Origin of the sequence: Natrinema pallidum, from assembly GCF_005890195.1 — an archaeon.
GTDB classification, from domain to species: domain Archaea; phylum Halobacteriota; class Halobacteria; order Halobacteriales; family Natrialbaceae; genus Natrinema; species Natrinema pallidum.
Genome location: NZ_CP040637.1, coordinates 137,028 through 153,756, shown reverse-complemented (window position 1 = coordinate 153,756; position 16,729 = coordinate 137,028). Strand labels below are relative to the sequence as shown.

The 16,729-nt window shown below is 61.7% G+C and carries 15 protein-coding genes; 11 read left to right on the top strand and 4 right to left on the bottom strand.

Annotation, left to right across the window (positions count from 1 at the left end; genetic code table 11):
• Window positions 1-11 precede the first annotated feature (11 nt).
• From FGF80_RS00760 to FGF80_RS00745, 4 genes are all read left to right on the top strand, one after another.
• Entirely contained in the window at window positions 12-1,100 is a 1,089-nt protein-coding gene (locus FGF80_RS00760; RefSeq protein ID WP_138651620.1) for a DUF4268 domain-containing protein, read from the top strand.
• 125 nt (window positions 1,101-1,225) lie between these two features.
• Window positions 1,226-1,738, top strand: a complete 513-nt coding sequence (locus FGF80_RS00755) for a hypothetical protein (RefSeq protein WP_138651618.1) — start codon at window positions 1,226-1,228, stop codon at window positions 1,736-1,738.
• A gap of 237 nt (window positions 1,739-1,975) precedes the next feature.
• The gene (locus tag FGF80_RS00750) at window positions 1,976-3,040 is read left to right on the top strand and encodes a hypothetical protein (RefSeq protein WP_138651616.1); all 1,065 of its coding nucleotides are present in this window, start codon (window positions 1,976-1,978) and stop codon (window positions 3,038-3,040) included.
• The gene (locus FGF80_RS00745; protein WP_138651614.1) at window positions 3,040-4,206 is read left to right on the top strand and encodes a hypothetical protein; all 1,167 of its coding nucleotides are present in this window, start codon (window positions 3,040-3,042) and stop codon (window positions 4,204-4,206) included. The genes FGF80_RS00750 and FGF80_RS00745 overlap by 1 nt, the downstream gene beginning before the upstream one ends.
• 156 nt (window positions 4,207-4,362) lie before the next feature.
• Here the strand turns inward: FGF80_RS00745 and FGF80_RS00740 are convergent, their stop codons facing one another.
• The gene (locus FGF80_RS00740; protein ID WP_138651612.1) at window positions 4,363-5,538 is read right to left on the bottom strand and encodes a tyrosine-type recombinase/integrase; all 1,176 of its coding nucleotides are present in this window, start codon (window positions 5,536-5,538) and stop codon (window positions 4,363-4,365) included.
• Between the two features lie 255 nt (window positions 5,539-5,793).
• On the opposite strand from FGF80_RS00740, the gene FGF80_RS00735 reads away from it, so the two are divergent.
• Window positions 5,794-6,735 carry an ATP-binding protein gene (locus tag FGF80_RS00735; protein WP_138651610.1) on the top strand — a complete coding sequence of 314 codons (942 nt, stop codon included), beginning with the start codon at window positions 5,794-5,796 and terminating at the stop codon, window positions 6,733-6,735.
• Window positions 6,736-6,762: 27 nt separating this feature from the next.
• Window positions 6,763-7,071, top strand: a complete 309-nt coding sequence (locus tag FGF80_RS00730) for a hypothetical protein (RefSeq protein WP_138651608.1) — start codon at window positions 6,763-6,765, stop codon at window positions 7,069-7,071.
• Window positions 7,072-7,240: 169 nt separating this feature from the next.
• Here FGF80_RS00730 and FGF80_RS00725 read toward each other — a convergent pair whose 3' ends face one another.
• The gene (locus FGF80_RS00725) at window positions 7,241-7,585 is read right to left on the bottom strand and encodes a hypothetical protein (RefSeq protein ID WP_138651606.1); all 345 of its coding nucleotides are present in this window, start codon (window positions 7,583-7,585) and stop codon (window positions 7,241-7,243) included.
• A 414-nt stretch (window positions 7,586-7,999) separates the two neighbouring features.
• Between FGF80_RS00725 and FGF80_RS00720 the strand changes: the two genes are divergently transcribed.
• Window positions 8,000-8,728 (top strand): hypothetical protein, encoded by a 729-nt coding sequence (locus FGF80_RS00720; protein WP_138651604.1) that lies wholly within the window; start codon window positions 8,000-8,002, stop codon window positions 8,726-8,728.
• Window positions 8,729-8,731: 3 nt separating this feature from the next.
• Here FGF80_RS00720 and FGF80_RS00715 read toward each other — a convergent pair whose 3' ends face one another.
• Window positions 8,732-8,995: a hypothetical protein gene (locus FGF80_RS00715; RefSeq protein ID WP_138651602.1), complete on the bottom strand. Its 264-nt coding sequence runs from the start codon at window positions 8,993-8,995 to the stop codon at window positions 8,732-8,734.
• A 240-nt stretch (window positions 8,996-9,235) separates the two neighbouring features.
• Between FGF80_RS00715 and FGF80_RS00710 the strand changes: the two genes are divergently transcribed.
• Together FGF80_RS00710 and FGF80_RS00705 are read left to right on the top strand one after the other, a co-directional pair.
• Complete coding sequence (locus FGF80_RS00710) at window positions 9,236-9,652, top strand: hypothetical protein (RefSeq protein ID WP_138651600.1); 417 nt, start codon at window positions 9,236-9,238, stop codon at window positions 9,650-9,652.
• Complete coding sequence (locus FGF80_RS00705) at window positions 9,645-9,977, top strand: hypothetical protein (RefSeq protein WP_138651598.1); 333 nt, start codon at window positions 9,645-9,647, stop codon at window positions 9,975-9,977. The genes FGF80_RS00710 and FGF80_RS00705 overlap by 8 nt, the downstream gene beginning before the upstream one ends.
• Window positions 9,978-10,363: 386 nt before the next feature.
• On the opposite strand, the gene FGF80_RS00700 is transcribed toward FGF80_RS00705, so the two are convergent.
• Window positions 10,364-11,365, bottom strand: coding sequence for an arsenic resistance protein (locus FGF80_RS00700; RefSeq protein WP_006185139.1), 1,002 nt, complete (start codon window positions 11,363-11,365; stop codon window positions 10,364-10,366).
• Between the two features lie 290 nt (window positions 11,366-11,655).
• Here FGF80_RS00700 and FGF80_RS00695 point away from each other — a divergent pair, with 290 nt between their 5' ends.
• Entirely contained in the window at window positions 11,656-12,399 is a 744-nt protein-coding gene (locus FGF80_RS00695; RefSeq protein WP_006185138.1) for a DNA polymerase sliding clamp, read from the top strand.
• 437 nt (window positions 12,400-12,836) lie between these two features.
• On the top strand, window positions 12,837-16,718 hold the full coding sequence (locus tag FGF80_RS00690) for a S8 family serine peptidase (protein ID WP_238705325.1): 3,882 nt from the start codon (window positions 12,837-12,839) through the stop codon (window positions 16,716-16,718).
• Window positions 16,719-16,729 lie beyond the last annotated feature (11 nt).

Here is a 16,729-nt window from a genome sequence, read left to right as displayed (position 1 = left end):
ATCCATCAGTAATGTCACTAATCGGCTTCCGCCGCGAGGAAGGCGAGATCGAGTACCTCGAAGAGGTAGAGTACAGCGAAGAACATCTGGAGGACGATCTCCATGAGGTGATTCACAGTGACCCAAGACTGGTGATGGGGACGTTGACGACCCGAGAGAACATCGTTCTCGGGAGCAAGCTCCAGTTGCCGACCGGCAAGGAGCCAGACCTCCTCGTATGCGACAAACGAGGAACACTCACGACGATCGAGTTCAAGCGCGACCGTTCGCCACGATCGGCCGTGACCCAACTCTTCGACTACGCGTCCTCGCTGGCACGGCTAGATCAGGACGAGTTCTTCGACCTTACCGACTACGAGTCGCTGGAGGAACTCTACGAGGCGTTCGAGCACGAGGAGGACTCAGAATTCGACATCGACGACTTCGAGCGAGAGTTCGCAGAGGGGTTGGAGTCGCCCCAGCTTATGCTGGTGGCATACACGATCACCGACGACGTTCGCCGAATGACGCGCTGGCTGCGGGACACCCACGACCTGAAGATCAACTGCGTCGAGTTCGACTACTACGAGCGAGACGACGCCGAGATGTTCGTTCCGACGGTCATCGGCGCCGACGAGACGCAGGAGATCAAGGAGCGGGAGGCGTCGCCGAAGCAGAAGAAGTACCGACGGTTCTTCGGCGAGGTACTCGAACGCTTCAAGGAGGAGCTTCCCGGCGTCACCAGCAGGAGCGCTAGCAGCGACAGCTGGCTCACGATCCCGGCTGGCCACTCGGATGTCGAGTTCGTCTGGCACTTCAAAGGCGATCCCGGCGACAAGGAGTTCCACGTCGTGATGAACTTCCAGTTCGACGATTACGCACGGAACGAGGAGATGCTCGAGACGATGCAGTCGGCGATTGAAGACCGTTCGCTGGATGTGCCAGAGGAGATCCATTACGAGGAGTACGGCAGTAGCGGGTACACGCGGCTCTATGTCAAACGCGAGGTCGGACGGCTGGACGACGCACTAGACGACGAGAAACTCAAAGAGTGGGCAGTCGATCGGCTGGCAGAGTTCCACGAACAACTGACTCCCGTCTTGGAAGAAGAGCTTCGATAGACGCACCGGGCGGAGATCTGCCCACCCTTGGTCTTTACATCGGAACCGAGGGGTGGGTGGGTCAACGAAAAGCGACCCCCCGAGGCGATGCGGCTAAATCGATCAGTCGGCCACGCGTGGGGTGGATGGAAAATTCTGCTACCGAGTACGTCCACGCGTCGCGCGATTTGTCGCCGGTTCATTCGTACATCGCCGATCACGGTGAAGCCGTGGACAGTAGCACCATTATACAGGAAACGATAGCCGGGCGTTCCGTCGCGGTCACGAACGCCCTGACGGAGGACGAAAGAGAACTCGTCGCGGATGCCATCCGGGCGACCGACCCGCAGATGAAGGCCTGCTTCGCCAACGCCCTCCAGATGTGGGCGTACGACAGCCGGTTCAAATACGCCGAGGGATTCGCTGCCGTCTCAGACCTTGACATCGGGGCAATTGAGCATGGTTGGTGTCTGCTCGATGGGTCGAAACTCGTAGACGTGACGCAGCCATTCGACCATTACCACGGCGCCGTCATTACGGACGACGAGACCTTGCAACGTTACTATGAGTATGGGAGGGAGCGAGGGAGTTGGGGAATCGTCGGCAATCATCTCAACCAGTTTCAATTCCTCCGGAACCGGGGCTACGCCTACGGATAACCCGGCTTAGGGAGTGGACTCCCTATTGGATCGAATTCAGGAACTGGTTCTTAGAGATGTCAGCCGTAATCATGGAGATCATCTCCGCGGCGGACGAGGGGGACGCAGAAGTGGCATCGTGCCCGTAGAGGTGTGATTCCGAGATGTCGGTCGCCCTTAAAGATATAAAGGGTGGTTCCGTTGGTCAGAAACAGAACTGACGTAAGTGCAGAACGAAGAACCTCTGACAGGTGAACGATGGAAACCGACCCACGCATCGGCGCAACTACGCTCGACGACTTCCTCCTAGCCGCACGCGAGCGGATGCACGATGACGGTCGGATCAACTTTCGCGTCGTCTGTCTAACCACGGAGCTGGACTGGGAGGACTTCCTCACCAGATGCAGGGGATGGTTCGACATCGAAGAACAGGGCGACTTCTACGAACTCCACGCCTCGTACACGAAGCACAACAAGAAGTTTGACGTTTTCCTCTATCTCTTCCAGCACCCCGAAACAGGATCGCCAACCTTCCTCACCCTCAATTCACACGATGACTTCCGACGGACTGCTGATTCGATGATCACTCGCGGCGAGGGTATCTACTACATGTGGTTCCCGCCGGAACAGATGGCCCTGCTGCAAGAGCGGATCCTCGACGAGGAAGGCAGTCGGCTGGTCAAGTTCGAGGGCGAGAAGTTTGGCAGAGACCGGAAATACGAGGAGGAACGGCGACCGGGAACGCGACGCGAAGGGGAGTACGCCGGCGACGACGCCGCGGACACGCTTGAGGAGCGAAAGAAGGAGTACGGGATCACGCCTACGCACCTCTACTTCGAGTGGCCGACGAAGGGCGACTTTCATTTCCGCGACGAGGGAGAGTTCGTTCTCACCCGTGGCGATCCCGAGTACTTCTTCAACGAGGTCATCACGCCCGGCCTCAACGAGGTGGAACCGTTGAACACCGCGATCAAGGCCTCTGAACTACACATCGTCGAGCGGCAGGGAATCCAACAAATCCAGAAGGAAACGTTAGAGATTGAACTGACTAAGCCGCTGGAGTACGAGGAGGCCGATGACCTCATCAGCCAGATGAAGGACGACGGGTTCTATCCATACTCCTACCAAGCTGCCGAGGGGAGCCTCCTACTCAACGGCCGCATCGTCGATGAGTCGAACGGCGGGATGATCTCGCTCTCGACAGACGGCGAGATCCTGTCAATCCTCCCGCGGTACGAGTCGGGATTCGACTCCCTGTTGCGGTTCTACAGATTCGTCGTGGAGGAGGTTGACGCCGACGCCACGGTCATGGGGGTGGCCTGATGGCCGGGAGAGACCTTGAAGAACGGATCGAGAACCTCCCTGAAGAAAAGCGGGAAGAACTCGAAGAGCGGATAGAGCCCTTCGAGCAGGAACTGGAAGAGGAGCTGTTCGACCAGCACCACAGCGAGATCGGCAACCAGATCACCGATGACGAGGCCGAGCTAAGCGACTTCAACGTCATCGTGTCGGGGTTCTTGGAGCAGGACGGCACCGACTACACGTTCATCCGGACGGAGCCCCTCATCCATGAGCAGGACAAGAACTTCGACGTTCTGGTGGCGGCCCCGTCAAAAGGAGTTGCTGTCCTCGTCGAGATTGAGCGGACGCTCCTCGACCGCCTCCCGGGAAAGGTCTCGAAGTTCGAGGGAAAGATGGACGTCGTCAAGTCGAACGGCGCTGACTTCGACGTAGACGAGTACTTCGAGAAGGTCATCTCCACCCAGCCCGACGAGATCGACTATGTCCTGTCCTCCCAGCACCTCGCCGAGAGCGACCTCCAAGATGCGGCAGCCGCGGAAGGATTGAACTTCATCGCGTGGTTGCTCGGCTCGCACGGAAACACCTGCCGAGTCAAGGACTTCATCGTCAAGGAGGACGAGACCGCTCCGTTCGATGGGCACGCTGACGACGACCTCCGAGACTACATCGAGACCGAGCTTGCGAGTGGCGTCGAGAAACAGGACTACGTCAGCTTCACCTACTCCTCGTCGAAGTACCTGAAGCTGAAGCACATGTCGATCACGCTAGTGAACCGCTTCCAGCGGCACTCCGAGGACGGCTCGTTCACCTACGAGGACTGGAAGCAGTTGTTCGAGGCGGACGTCGACCTGTACAACTACCTCGAGGAGGAGAAGCAGACGCTGTTCAAGCGGTACATCAAGTACGCGAAGGAGGTCGGCGTGATCGCGATCGAGGAGAGCAACGGCGACGTGTTCGAGAACGAGTACCGGGTGAAGTCGCGGGCGACAAAGGATCAGGAGAAGCTCATCGACGAGTTGATGGAGAAAATGGCAAGGGCGAGGATGGAGGAAGACTTCGAGGAGGCGGTGCGGGAGAAGAAGGAGGAGGTTGTGACTGAACTGGAGCGTGATCACGCGACCGGCGGCACAACCCTGTTCGACTTCGAAGAGATTGATTCCGAGGAGGAAGCGGCGGACGACGATTGATCCGAACGGGTGGTTGGACTTCCCCAGCTTATTTCCGGCGCTTTCTCGCCGACGGAGGCGGGGTCACTCCCACGGCTCCTGCATCGTGCGATGCTGCGAAAGATCGGTAGGACAGGCGACTCGACTATCGATACCAGCCGTTAACAATCAAGTATCTCATTTCTCGATCTCGACTGCCGGACACGCTGGAAGATGCTCAGAGTATCCACGAATAGTCTCTCCACACCAATCACACGTCTGTCGTTGCTCAATCGTCGCTTCCTTAGTGAGGTGTTGTCGACAGTGAATGCAGTTTTGTTTCTCACGTGGCGTTTTCTGGTGGCATCGAGGACATTCAACGGGAGCAGTTGGATTCGGTTCTTTACCCTCGTCAACGTTGATTCCGTGGATCCTAGCGACTTCCCGGTCGGTATCTTCTGCGAACACCGAGACGTATCGTGAGGCGACATCGCTCCCACGCGTCCACCCATGGTGATCTTCGATGTGTGCCTGATTCATCCCTCGAGATGCTAGATGAGACGCGCTTGACTTCCGGAAATTGGTGAATGTGACTGGCTTATCGACGTTTGCACGTTCGGCTGCGTCCTTGATCGCCGTCCGAAGCGCGTTGTAAGTCGGTGCCGTTGGTTCTTCCAACTTACTCCACAGTGGATCATCGAGTGCATCACCGGGGTGGGCCTCCAGCCACCGCTGAAGGAACGGAACGCTTGGAACCAACCCGACCGACCGCTGTCCCATCTTCCCACGTACCGTTACCTGATAGCCGTGTTCGTAATCTGTGACGTCTCCAAGCGTGAGACTTCGAAGCTCTCCCGACCGAGGGCCAGCATCCCATGCAACAGCGACCAAAGCCGCATCACGTGGATTCCGTGTTTCCTCGATTAGAGGAAGGACATCGTCTTCCCATTTCAGCATATCACTGGGCTCAGGTGCCGGATCGTATGTACTGGGAGTATTTGACGGAATCCACTCCATTGTCTCCGGCGGAGAATCGCCATTTACCTCTGTAGCCCGCCGGCCGAATTGCTTCAGAGCTACTCGGTAATCGCGATTCGTCTCTGGATTATCGTAGGTTCGATGAATCCACCGAACGATCTCCTTCACTTCTTCTTCATCCTCCAAAGCATCGACCAGACTCCCAGCGTGCTCTGCCATTCGGACATTGTGACGAAGAAGTTTGAGGTGCCGATGATCGCCTACTTGACTCGGGATGAGCATCAGTTCGTCACTAAATTCCAGTAATGCATCTCGATTCGCTTCGTCTACATCCCGGCGACCGTTCTGTATCTTATTGCGGAGAGTCTCCAATTGTTGGCTAACGTCCTGCGTCATATCGGATTTTAGCCCAGTTATAGAATGCTGGTTGGCGAGTTTTCTATTTTCGCTGTCTTGGAGGATACTTCGAGGGTTTTGGGACTTGGATGATCCTGATGGATTGTCGCCGGATGAGGTGGTCAAGATTCACGACGAGTGGCAGAATTGTTTGACGAGGTGATCACTCGATAGCGACTACCACAACGCACAGATGTCTGGCAGCGAACTCGTTTAACCTTAAGGATAAGGATAACCATATGAGTAATACGGAGAATGACCGACCAGTTCACCGCAGTGCTGGACGAGACCGAGTCGGCGCAGCGGGCGTACGCGGAGCAGTTCGGGATTGAGTCCGAGCGCATTCCGTTCACCGCCGAGACGCTTCCTGATGCCCGAATCGCCGTCCGCGTCAACCAAGATCTCTTGCAAGAGGTCGCGAGCCACCTCATTAACCGCGCCGGTCACGTTTCGATCATCGACGAGCGCGGCGCGGGGAAGAGCCACTTCCGCGACCTCGTCTACAACGCGCTCTCCGACGGCCCGCGAAGCGACGAGTTCTACATCGCTCGCATCCGCGAGGTCGAGAGCCTAACCACGCGCCGGGTCTACACCCGGCTCCTCGACGCGTTGGCCGAGTACGACGACCTCGACATCCCCGACGAGTACCCCCACGCGACCGACGACGTGCGCCAACTCGTCGAGGATGTCGCCGAGCAACTCGAGGCGCAGGACAAGGCCTGTGTTGTGCAGGTTGACCAGCTTGAGGACGCCGCCCGCAACGCGCGGACGTTCCGACAGCTCCTCGCAGCGCTACAGTCTATGGGCGACCTCGGGGACTCCCGGCCTGTGTTCGTCCTCTTTCTGTTCGGTACGCCGTTGGCCGCCGAGCGTATCGACAAGTTGCGGGAGACACTCTCCTCGCGGCTCGTCGCGAAGAACCGGTCGCTGGAGCGGTTCGGATTCGCGGAGACCGACGAGCTGATCGCGCGCTGGCTGGCGTGGGCGCGAGACGAGGAGTACAAGGAGGGCTACCCGTCCGACCCGTTTGCGGCGTCGGCGATCGAACGCGTCGTCGAACGGAGCGACGGCACGCCCCGAAGCATCCGACAGGAATGCTACCACGCCTTTCGTGCCGGTGCCCGCCAGTTCGCGGATGATGCGGGCGTCGAAATCACTGCTGAAACGCTCGAAGAGTACATCAAGAATCAATCTTAACATTAACTCTAACACTAACACACAACTATGAGCGAGAATCCATTCAACGACGCCATGGACGAGGCCGAAGGAGATGCGGACGACAGCGGCGACACAGAGTCCGAGTTCGATCTCGACCGGTATTACGACGCGCTCGACGCTGGGCCGAAGGAGAAGACCATCGGGATCGCAGTGAACGAGGAGATGCACGCCCTGTATCACGAGCTACAGGACGCCGAAGAGGTCGAGGTCGACGTTTCGCAGTCCATCCGCGACCACATCGAGAAGCTCGCTCACCGCCACGAGCAGGTCTTTGAGCGGGCGATGCGCAAGCTCGAGATCGAGCGGGAGTACTGAGGATGGAGGGCCAGCGCCTGCTCGTGATGGGCGACAATCACGGTGACACGGAGTCGCTTCCTCTTGGAGCAGCCCGGCCCGCACGACCCGCTCCAGCCATCCGACGGCAACCCGACGACACTCGTCCCGCGGTGAACGATCAGCCTTGGATGTGGTTCCTCGGGAGTCGCTACGCTCGGTGCCACCGCCACGCGATCGAAAGGCCCCCAACGCCCGTCACGGCCGAGACCAGCATCGAGAAGCTGAGGAACCCGAACAGGTCAGGTGCGACGAACCGGAAGAAGAAGGCGAGGTCGCTGACCATCGCATAGTCCATCACGAGCAGGAGGAGTCCGTACCCCGCGGCCTGTAAGAACTGGACGGGGCGGACGACTCCCAGATGGACGAGTCCGGCCAGCAGGAGAAGCCCTCCGAGGATCGCGGTCGTCAGCACTCGAACGCCGTGAACGAAGGCCGCAGACTTGTTGTGGCGGTAGTCCCCCAACGCCTTCCGGAGAAAACTCGAGAGGCTCACGTACAGCCTCAATCTCGTCCGATTGATAATCTGCTTTGCGGTGGTTGCAGTGGATCGCCGACTGTCACATTATGATCCCACAGACCGCGGTGCTTCATACGGACTCTGGTGGATGCATAGATGGAGTGGGTGCCGCTCAACACGGCAACGTCGGAGTAAGCCGTTTACGTCGCTCCATCCCGTTCTTCTGAGCCATTGGCGTCGAGACAACCCTGTAGCCTGTCGTTCGTTCTTCATTCGCGTCGTTCGGTGGATTTCCCGCATAGATACCGTATTTCTCTAAGATTTTTCTGAATAGGGAAAATCCTGTCTCTAATCAGAGCAAGATTTATGTGTGTATATTCTCTACACAGAGTTGAAGATTGGACTCGAAAGAGAGGAGATGGCGCACAAGAAAAAACGGAGGTAACCAGAATGACGTACTACCCTGACCGGAACGACGAGATCGAGGAGAAGCGAGAACTGGCCAAGGCGTTCCTTGAGAGCCCGACGCGCGACGCCTTCGCAGAGCTGGTCGCCCACGATGGCTTCTGGGCGACCGAGCCTCGCCGAAGCATCGACTACTACGTCGACGACATCGTCTTCGACGACCAGACGCCTGACGAGGTCGCCGCCGCGGTCGAGCAGGCTCTGGAGGACAGCGACGCGCTTGAGAAGGTGCTGGAACTCGACGGCTTCGGCTGGGCCACCGCGACCGAGCTGCTCCACGTCCTCGCACCGGACACCTACGCGATCCTCAACAAGCGGGCCGTGCTCGGAATGGAGGCGCTCGGCTACGACGCCCCCAATCGGCAGACGGCGTCCGTCGAGGAGTACTGGGACTTCGTCGACGACGTGCGTGAGGCGTACGAGGTGTATAACCTTCGTGCGGTGGTCAACGAGGCCGAGTCGGCGCCGGACGTCCCCGAGGCTCACACTGACCTTGAGGCGGCCGACGCCGCATTCAACGCTCACTACGACGAGGACGCGTACGACATCGATCTCGAGGCGCTGCAGGAGGCACAGACAGGCGGTCGACAGGTCGAGGTGCCGGAAGACCTGTGGCAGATGATCGAGGAGGAGGTCGAAGGTGACCCGAGGTACCGGGACGCGGAGGACTTCCTCTACTCGGCGGTCAGAAACGAACTGTCCCGTGCGGACTGACGGCTACACCTCGTCGAGGAGGACGGGGTCGCGCTCGATCACGCCGAGGTCGACCAGCCGGCGGTGGAGTTCGCGCTCTTCCTCGGTGATCGGGCCATCGGTGTATGTGCCCTGCTTACGGTACTCTTCCTTCGCCTCTTGCTGGAGCTTCTCGGCGGTCGCTCGGGCCACGAACTCGTCGACGGTGTCGTATTGGTCGTGGTCGGCGATCTGTTCCTCGATGAGGTCGCAGAACTCCTGTGGGAGTTCGATGGATGCTGTTGGCATCGCGATGGGGCCCGCAGCAGCGGACATCCTAATAATCATCGACTAGTTGATGTCTCTCGACCCTTTCTACCCCCCTCGGTTCCGATGAAAAGCTGATCGTAGTTTCTCGATGGCAGAAAGCGAGAATTGAGCGCGCCCGTCAGCGAGTGGCTTACGCTGTTTCGCTCCGGATAAATACTCGGACAGCAGGTTGCAGACCCCACCCAATCCTTTATCCGCGGGTGGCGGGTTTCGGTAGGATTGCTGATGACCACGCCAAAATCCAGCGGTGACGACGAACAGCGCGCGAACAACATCGACCGGCAATCGACCGAGGAGATTATCGAGACTCTTCGCGGGGCGTGTGGTAAGCGCGTGCGGGTCTACGGCGATGATGGCCGCGTCATCGAGGCTCGCGTGGAGGTGATCGATGTTGACGAGCCGCTCGCACGGATGCGGCGCGAAGCGCCCCGCGGCGAGTTTATGGCCGTGTTGGATAGCGATGATTTGGACGACGAGATCGAGAACTACGGAGTGGGTGGCAACGTCAGCGTGAATGAGGATCTTCACCGGGGTTGGCGGCGTCCGGGTATTGGCTGGGAGACGTTCGAGGATGGCGAGTTTACGGGATGGGGCGGGTTCGACGTGGAGCGCGTCGAGGTGGTCAGCGATGAGTGACATTGCGGCGCATATCGTCGCGGATAGGAGTGGCGAGGCGCGAACGACTGACGAGATCGTCGAACTGATGCAGGAACTCGAGGAGGGTGACACGGTGCGCGTCGTGTCGGTGTCGCAGGACGCGATGGCGCGCGTTGTCGGCGAAGTCGACGCGTGGAGGGACTGGGAGGACGACCTGATCGTCGAGGTGCCGTTGAAGGTCTACGGTGACTCGCGGCTAGAGCATCGCCGGGACTGCTTGGCGTGGATCGGGTTCGGGCCGGTTGACTTCGGCGTGCCGGGGCGGGCGGAGCGGGAGCGAGTGGACGAACTCCACGTGCTGTAGGACTGGTTCGCGGTTCGGTCTTGTTCTTGCGGTAGATAGCGGGAGGTGCTGACGGGAAGTGAGATGACTCGCCGACGATCCTCCCGCGGTTGGCGGTATTCGGGTACGTCTACTTGTTTGTGGGTGGTTCGTGTTCGGCGAGCGGGGCTGTGTGAGAAGTAGTAGGCGTAACAGGCCGTTGGGAGTGGTTGTAGTAGTGATCGCGCGTCATGGCATCCCTCCCGGCGTTCGTGGCGTTTTCGGTCTCCTCGTCGTCCGTCTCGTCGTACGAGAGTGCGCGTCAATCATACCCTGAGAAATGCGTCGTGCGGTGAAAGGGCTGACGCAACTCGCGTGCGCGGCCGGGGAGCGAGCGCGCCGACGGGGTCAGCGGCCCGACCGCGGTTTCAGTCGTTGCGCAGAACGGACCGTCCGAACGCGTCGCTCGGTTCCTCGGGGACGAGCCACGCCGGCACCGCACGCGTGAGGACGACCATCCCGGCTAGTTCGACGAGCGTCTGGGTCACGACGACCGCGGGCGCGAGTTCGTAGCCCGCCGGCAACGCGAGCGCGAGGGGCAACACGACGAGCGAGTTCCGCGTCGTCGCCGTGAACACGAGCGCGCGGGCCTCGCCGGTCGCCATTCCCAGGCGGTCGGCCGCGAACCGGCCGAGCAACGGCATCACGACGAGAAACGCGACGTAAACGGGGACGACCGATGCGATGCGGTCGATGGAGTCCTGCACGCGGGGCAGTTGCGAGGCGATGACGACCAGCAGCGTCGCCGCCATCATCGGGACGGGCAGCCAACCCATCGCCGACTGGAAGCGACGCCCCGGATCGGCGCGGGCTGCCCACGCCTCGGTCAGCCACGCCAGCGTCAACGGCAGCACGATGAGCGTCGCGAAGGCCTCCACGAACGGCCCGGGATCGACGATGTCGGCGATTTGACCGCCCATGAACAGCCAGAGATACGCCGGTAACAGGAGCAATTGAACGATCAACAGCGCCGGCGTCGCGGCGGTGATCTGCTCGGCGTCGCCGTCCGCGAGGTCGGTAAACGCGATGACGTAGTCGATACACGGCGTCAGCAACACCATGAACGCGCCGACGAGGAGGACGGGTTCGTGCGGGAGGACGCGAGTCAGCCCGTAGACGACCGCCGGCACGACGACGAAGTTCATCCCGAGGGCGGCGGCCATAAACCGGCCGTTCGTGAAAGCACGACTGAACCGGACGAACGGAACCTCGAGGAAGGTCACGTACAGGAGAACCGCCAGCACGGGCGTGATGAGCCGCTCGAAGAACGACGCGGTGGCGGGTGCCCCGAGTCCGACTCCGAGCGCGAGGAGGACGGCGATCGCGTAAAGGGCGATCTGGTGTCGCCGGAGCCAACGCGGACCGATCATGTGACGTGGATTGGGTCGTGAGCGGGAAAACACCGTGGTCTCCGTGCGGCGCACCGTCGTATCGGAGCCACTGATAGCCGAGCCACACCGACTCGCACGACGAGGTTGGGGGTCGTGTCGAAACCGTGTCTATGGTTCCGATCGTCTCGTCTCGCGGCCCGTCCGGACGGGCCGCGACTCGAGGCGGTGCGGGCTGTCGGTCCGCCGCCGATCACGAGTCGAGAGCGACCTCGAGCAGGGCCGCGCGTAAAGGGTGGCTTTTTATGTCGACCGTCCGTACGCCGACCTATATGTTCAAGGCCATCGTGAGCGCCGAAACGCTCACCAGCGCGCTCGATTCGGTGAGCGTGTTGGTCGACGAGTGCAAGATTCACCTCGAGGAAGACGGGCTGGAGATCCGGGCCGTCGATCCGGCGAACGTCGGGATGGTCGACCTCTCGCTCGATGCGGCTGCGTTCGAGTCCTACGAAGCGGACGGCGGGCTGATCGGTGTCGACCTCTCGCGGCTCGAGGATATCGCTGGCATGGCCGATTCCGGCCAACTCATCCAGCTCGAACTCGACGAGGAGACCCGCAAACTCCACATCCAGATCGACGGGCTCGAGTACACGCTTGCGCTCATCGATCCCGATTCGATCCGCCAGGAGCCGGACATTCCGGACCTCGATCTACCCGCGGAGGTCGTCCTCGAGGGCAACGATGTCAACCGCTCGGTGACCGCCGCCGACATGGTCTCCGATCACATCGCGCTCGGCGTCGACGAGACCGAGGAGTACTTCTACGTCGATGCGGAGGGCGATACCGACGACGTACACCTCGAACTCACCCAGGACGATCTGATCGACCTGCAGATCGGCCCCGCACACTCGCTGTTCTCGCTGGACTATCTCAAAGACATGAACAAGGCGATTCCAAGGGACACCGAGGTCACGCTTGACCTCGGCGAGGAGTTCCCCGTCAAGATCTACTTCGGGTTCGGGGAGGGGCAGGGACAGGTCACGTACATGCTCGCACCGCGAATCCAGAGCGACTGACGAACGCACCGTTCGAGCAGTAGCGCCGATTTTCCCGTGAGAAACGATGTCTCGAGCGGTAGCGACCGAGTGCGTCGGTCTTCTCCAGGCCGCCCGTCCCGGCCGTTCGAGAGCGGATGTGACGTCCGGCGTGTCGGCGCTCGACACCGCTCGAGGGAAGCCTGTGTGTCCCGGGTGCCGATCCGGCCTCTCGGTGACGCGGCGACTGTCGTTTGGACGGGGCCGCTCCGATAGGCGCGGGTAAGCGTGCCCGTATCGGCCACCACCGGGATTCGCCAAAGCAGGTAGTATACACTTTTGTAGCTGATTGAATTAGCATCTTATAATTCCGGATTGCATACTTTTATTGCTTTTAGTAATGTCGGTTGCCAATCGTAACGATGATGGACGGCCCCAGTCGACCGACCGTATTCGTGGCGCTGATGACGCTATTGCTGGTGACATCACCAGTCGTCGCGGCAACGGGAAGCCTCACGGATGCGAGTACCGGGACGGACGAAGACGCGCTCACGGTTTCGGATGTACAGACACAGTCAGGAACGGACGTTCGGATCGAGTCCGAACTCGAGCGGTCAGCGGCCGCGGCGGACACCGTCGAGGTGTTCGTACGCATGGACGCCGAGGTATCGGAGTTCGCAACCGCAACTGACGCCGCGAGCGCGACCGCGCTCAAGCGGGAGGCAGCCGCGACACAGCGGCCCCTCGAGACGTATGCCGACGGCGTCGATGGCGTCGAAATCGTCACCGAGTTCTGGCTCACGAACGCGGCCCTCGTCGAAATCGACACGACGCGGGTCGATCTCACGGACCTCGCGCGGGTCGACGGAGTGACCGAACTCCACCCGAACTACGAGGTCGAACTCGGCGAACCGGCCGTGACCGACGGGTCGCCCGCCGACGGCGAGGTCACCTACGGCCTCGATCAGGTGAACGCGCCCGCGGTGTGGGAGGAGTTCGACGCGACCGGTGAGGGCGTCTCGGTCGCCGTCGTCGACACCGGACTAACGGCGTCCCACGAGCAGTTCGCGGACCGGAAGGACGTCGCGGACAACTGGGCGGAGTTCGACTTCGACGGCAGCGAAATCGAGAGCGAGCCCTACGATCGGAACGGGCACGGTACCCACGTCGCCGGGACGATCCTGGGCGGTGACGCCGACGGCCAGCGGATCGGCGTCGCACCCGACGCGGAACTGATCCCGATCGGCGTCTTCCCGGGGATGCCCGATCGGGAGTCGACAACGCTCGCGGCGATCGTCGCCGGACTACAGGAAGCGGTCGAGCAGGACGCCGACGTGGCAAACTTCAGCCTCGGCGGGAGCGGGTTCGCGGCGATCTACGTCGACGTGATCCGAAACGCGCAGATGGCGGGGACGCTCGTCGTCAGTTCCGCCGGCAACGACGGCCCGGCGTCCGAAGGAACGCCGGCGAACGTCTACGATGCGCTGGCGATCGGTGCGACGGACGCGAACGAGCAGATTGCCGACTTCTCGACCGGTGGGACGGTGGCCACCGACGAGGACTGGGGCCCGGTCGCACCGGACGACTGGCCCGAGACGTACGTGACGCCGGACGTCTCCGCCCCCGGCGTGGACGTCCGGAGTTCCGACACCGGCGGCGACGACGCCTACGCGGAACTGTCCGGCACCAGTATGGCCGCGCCACACACCAGCGGGGTGGCCGCGCTCCTGGCCGCTCAGGGTGCCGACGATCCAGCCGAGATCAAAACGCTCCTCGAGGAGACGGCGACGAAGCCCGCTCCCGACCGGATCAGTAAGCAGGTCGCCGCGGACGCGAAGGCGGTGAGCGACGCGCAGTACGAGACCCTGTACACCGACACCGAACGCGATGTCCGGTACGGGTACGGCATCATCGATGCGTACGCAGCGTCCGCAGCGCTGGCGGACGACGGCCGGATCGAGGGAACCGTGGTCGACGGCGACGGGACCCCGATCACGGATCGCTCGGAGGGCGTGCCCGACGGGAGCGGCCCGTCGGTTACGATCGACGACGCGGATCGGACACAGTACGCCGCCGACGGAACCTTCGCGTTCGACGTGACCGAGGGCCGATACAACGTAACCGCCGCCGGCGCGTTCGGCTACGAGAATGCGACGGCCACGGTCGATGCGAGCGGATCGGTCGAACGGGATATCGTCCTCGACGAGCAGTTCGCTCTCGAGGTCGTGCAAGGACAACCCAGCGAACTCGAAGCGGGACGGACGGCCGACGTTGCGGTCAATGTCGCCCACGCGGAGGCGCTCACCGTCGAACTGAGTAACGAATCGACGGTCGACGAGGCGAACGTGACCGTCGACCTCGTCGGCATCGAATCCGACGTGCTGGGCGACACCGTTACGTTCGACGAACCGATGACCGCGACGCCCGCGACGCTCGAGGTGACCGTCGACGGAGCGGACACCGCGGGCGAAACGATCGTGCTCGAGCACACGTTCGTCGGGAGCGACGGGACGACGGAAACGGTCACGACCGGGCCGACGACCGTCGTCACCGAGGTCACCGAGGCCGACCCCCTTCGGATCGTCGAGACGGACATCGTCGAGGAGGCGCTGGCCAGCGAGCAGATCGCACCGGGTGAAGTCGTCGTCAAGAATACGGACGATGAAGTCACCCAGAACGGCACCGTGGTCTGGAAGACGCCGATCGGGGACTTCGCTTCCGAGGAGTTCGAACTCGAGCCGGGCGAAACCACGACGTACAATCGCACCCTCTCGTACGGTGACGGCACGCCGACGCCGTGGTCGTACATCGCCGACACCGGCGAGACCGTCGACCACCGGTTCGTGCTCCTCGACGGCACGCTGGCACCGATCCAGGAGGAGCAGTTCACCACCGAAATCGTCGGCGGCGAACTCGCCGGCACGGTGACCGACGCGGACACGGGCAACCCACTACCCGGCATCGAGATCACGGCGACGAACGGCGACAGACGGGTCAGTACCGTCACCGATAGCGCCGGCGAGTACGCCGTCATCGTCGATGCGCCCGGCGAGTGGACGGTCACTGCGAACGCAACTAGCTACGGACCGACGAGCACGACGGCCCGGTTCAACGAGGGCCTCGACCCGATCGAACGGAATCTCACGGTCGGCAGCGATCCGACGTTCGAACTCTCGATGGAGGGCGGGAGGGTCTACTCCGTCGGGCTGCCGGGCCCGGTCGAGGGCGGCACTGTCGGTGACGTGGTTCCGAACGGGACCAACGCCATGGTCTTGATGTACAATGAAACGACGAAGGGCTGGGAGCAACCGAGCCGGGACGACGAAGTCGAGCCGCTCGACGCGCTCCTCGTTCGTCCGGTCGAAGACACGACGATGACCGTCGAAATAGCCGGGACACCCGGTACCGGCGACGGAGTGACCGAACCGCGCGACATCGAGCGGGGCTGGAACTTCGTCGCGCCGCCCGTCTACGACGACCCCGAGGCGGCGTTCGATCACGATTCGGACGCCATCCGGAGCGTGACCCGGGTTCAGCGGGCCCCCGACTCGAAGATGGTTCCCGAGAGCGAGTTCGACGGTATCGAGCTCTTCGACGAGACCACCAACGCAGTTAGTCCGTTCTCCGGCTACCTCGTGTTCGCGACGAAGGACGGCCAACTCGAGCCCACCGTCGCCGGGGGAACGACGCTCGACGCGGCCTACGAAGACCTCGAGATCGACGCCGAACGACGGACGGGGACCGTCCAGCGGCGCGCCGACGGTGCGCCCGTCGCAGGGGCAACCGTTCACGTGACCAACACCACCGTCTCGGCGACGACCGGAGCCGACGGGACCTTCACGCTCCCGGCACTCCCGACCGACGTCGAACAGGAGGTGACCGTCACCGCCGAGGACTTCGAACCGAAGACCGTTCGTCTGGACGAGAGCGAAACCATCGCACTCGAGTCGAACGCGTTCTTCGATATCACGGCTGTCTCCGTGAACGAGACGGATCTCGACATCGGCGACGAGTACACGGTCACGTACGAACTCGAGAACCGGGGCACCGAACGGGCGTCACAGATCGTCGACGTCGAGTTCGGTCCGGGTCTCGAAGACGGGAAGCGGGCACGGCTGGCCGACGATATCGTCTCGATCAATAGTACGGTCGTCGATCTCGAAGCCGGCGAGACGACGACGCTCGAGATCGAGTCCGAAGTACTCGACGAACAGGCCACCGGAACCAGTCGGATCGGCGTCTTCACCGCGGACGACCGCGTGCTCCGAACCGTCACGGTCAACGATGAGACCGACGGTGGGAGCGAGCTCGTGGCCCCACCGAGCGAACAACCTGTCTCGCCGACACCGAGCGCCGCGTAATCCCCGTCCCC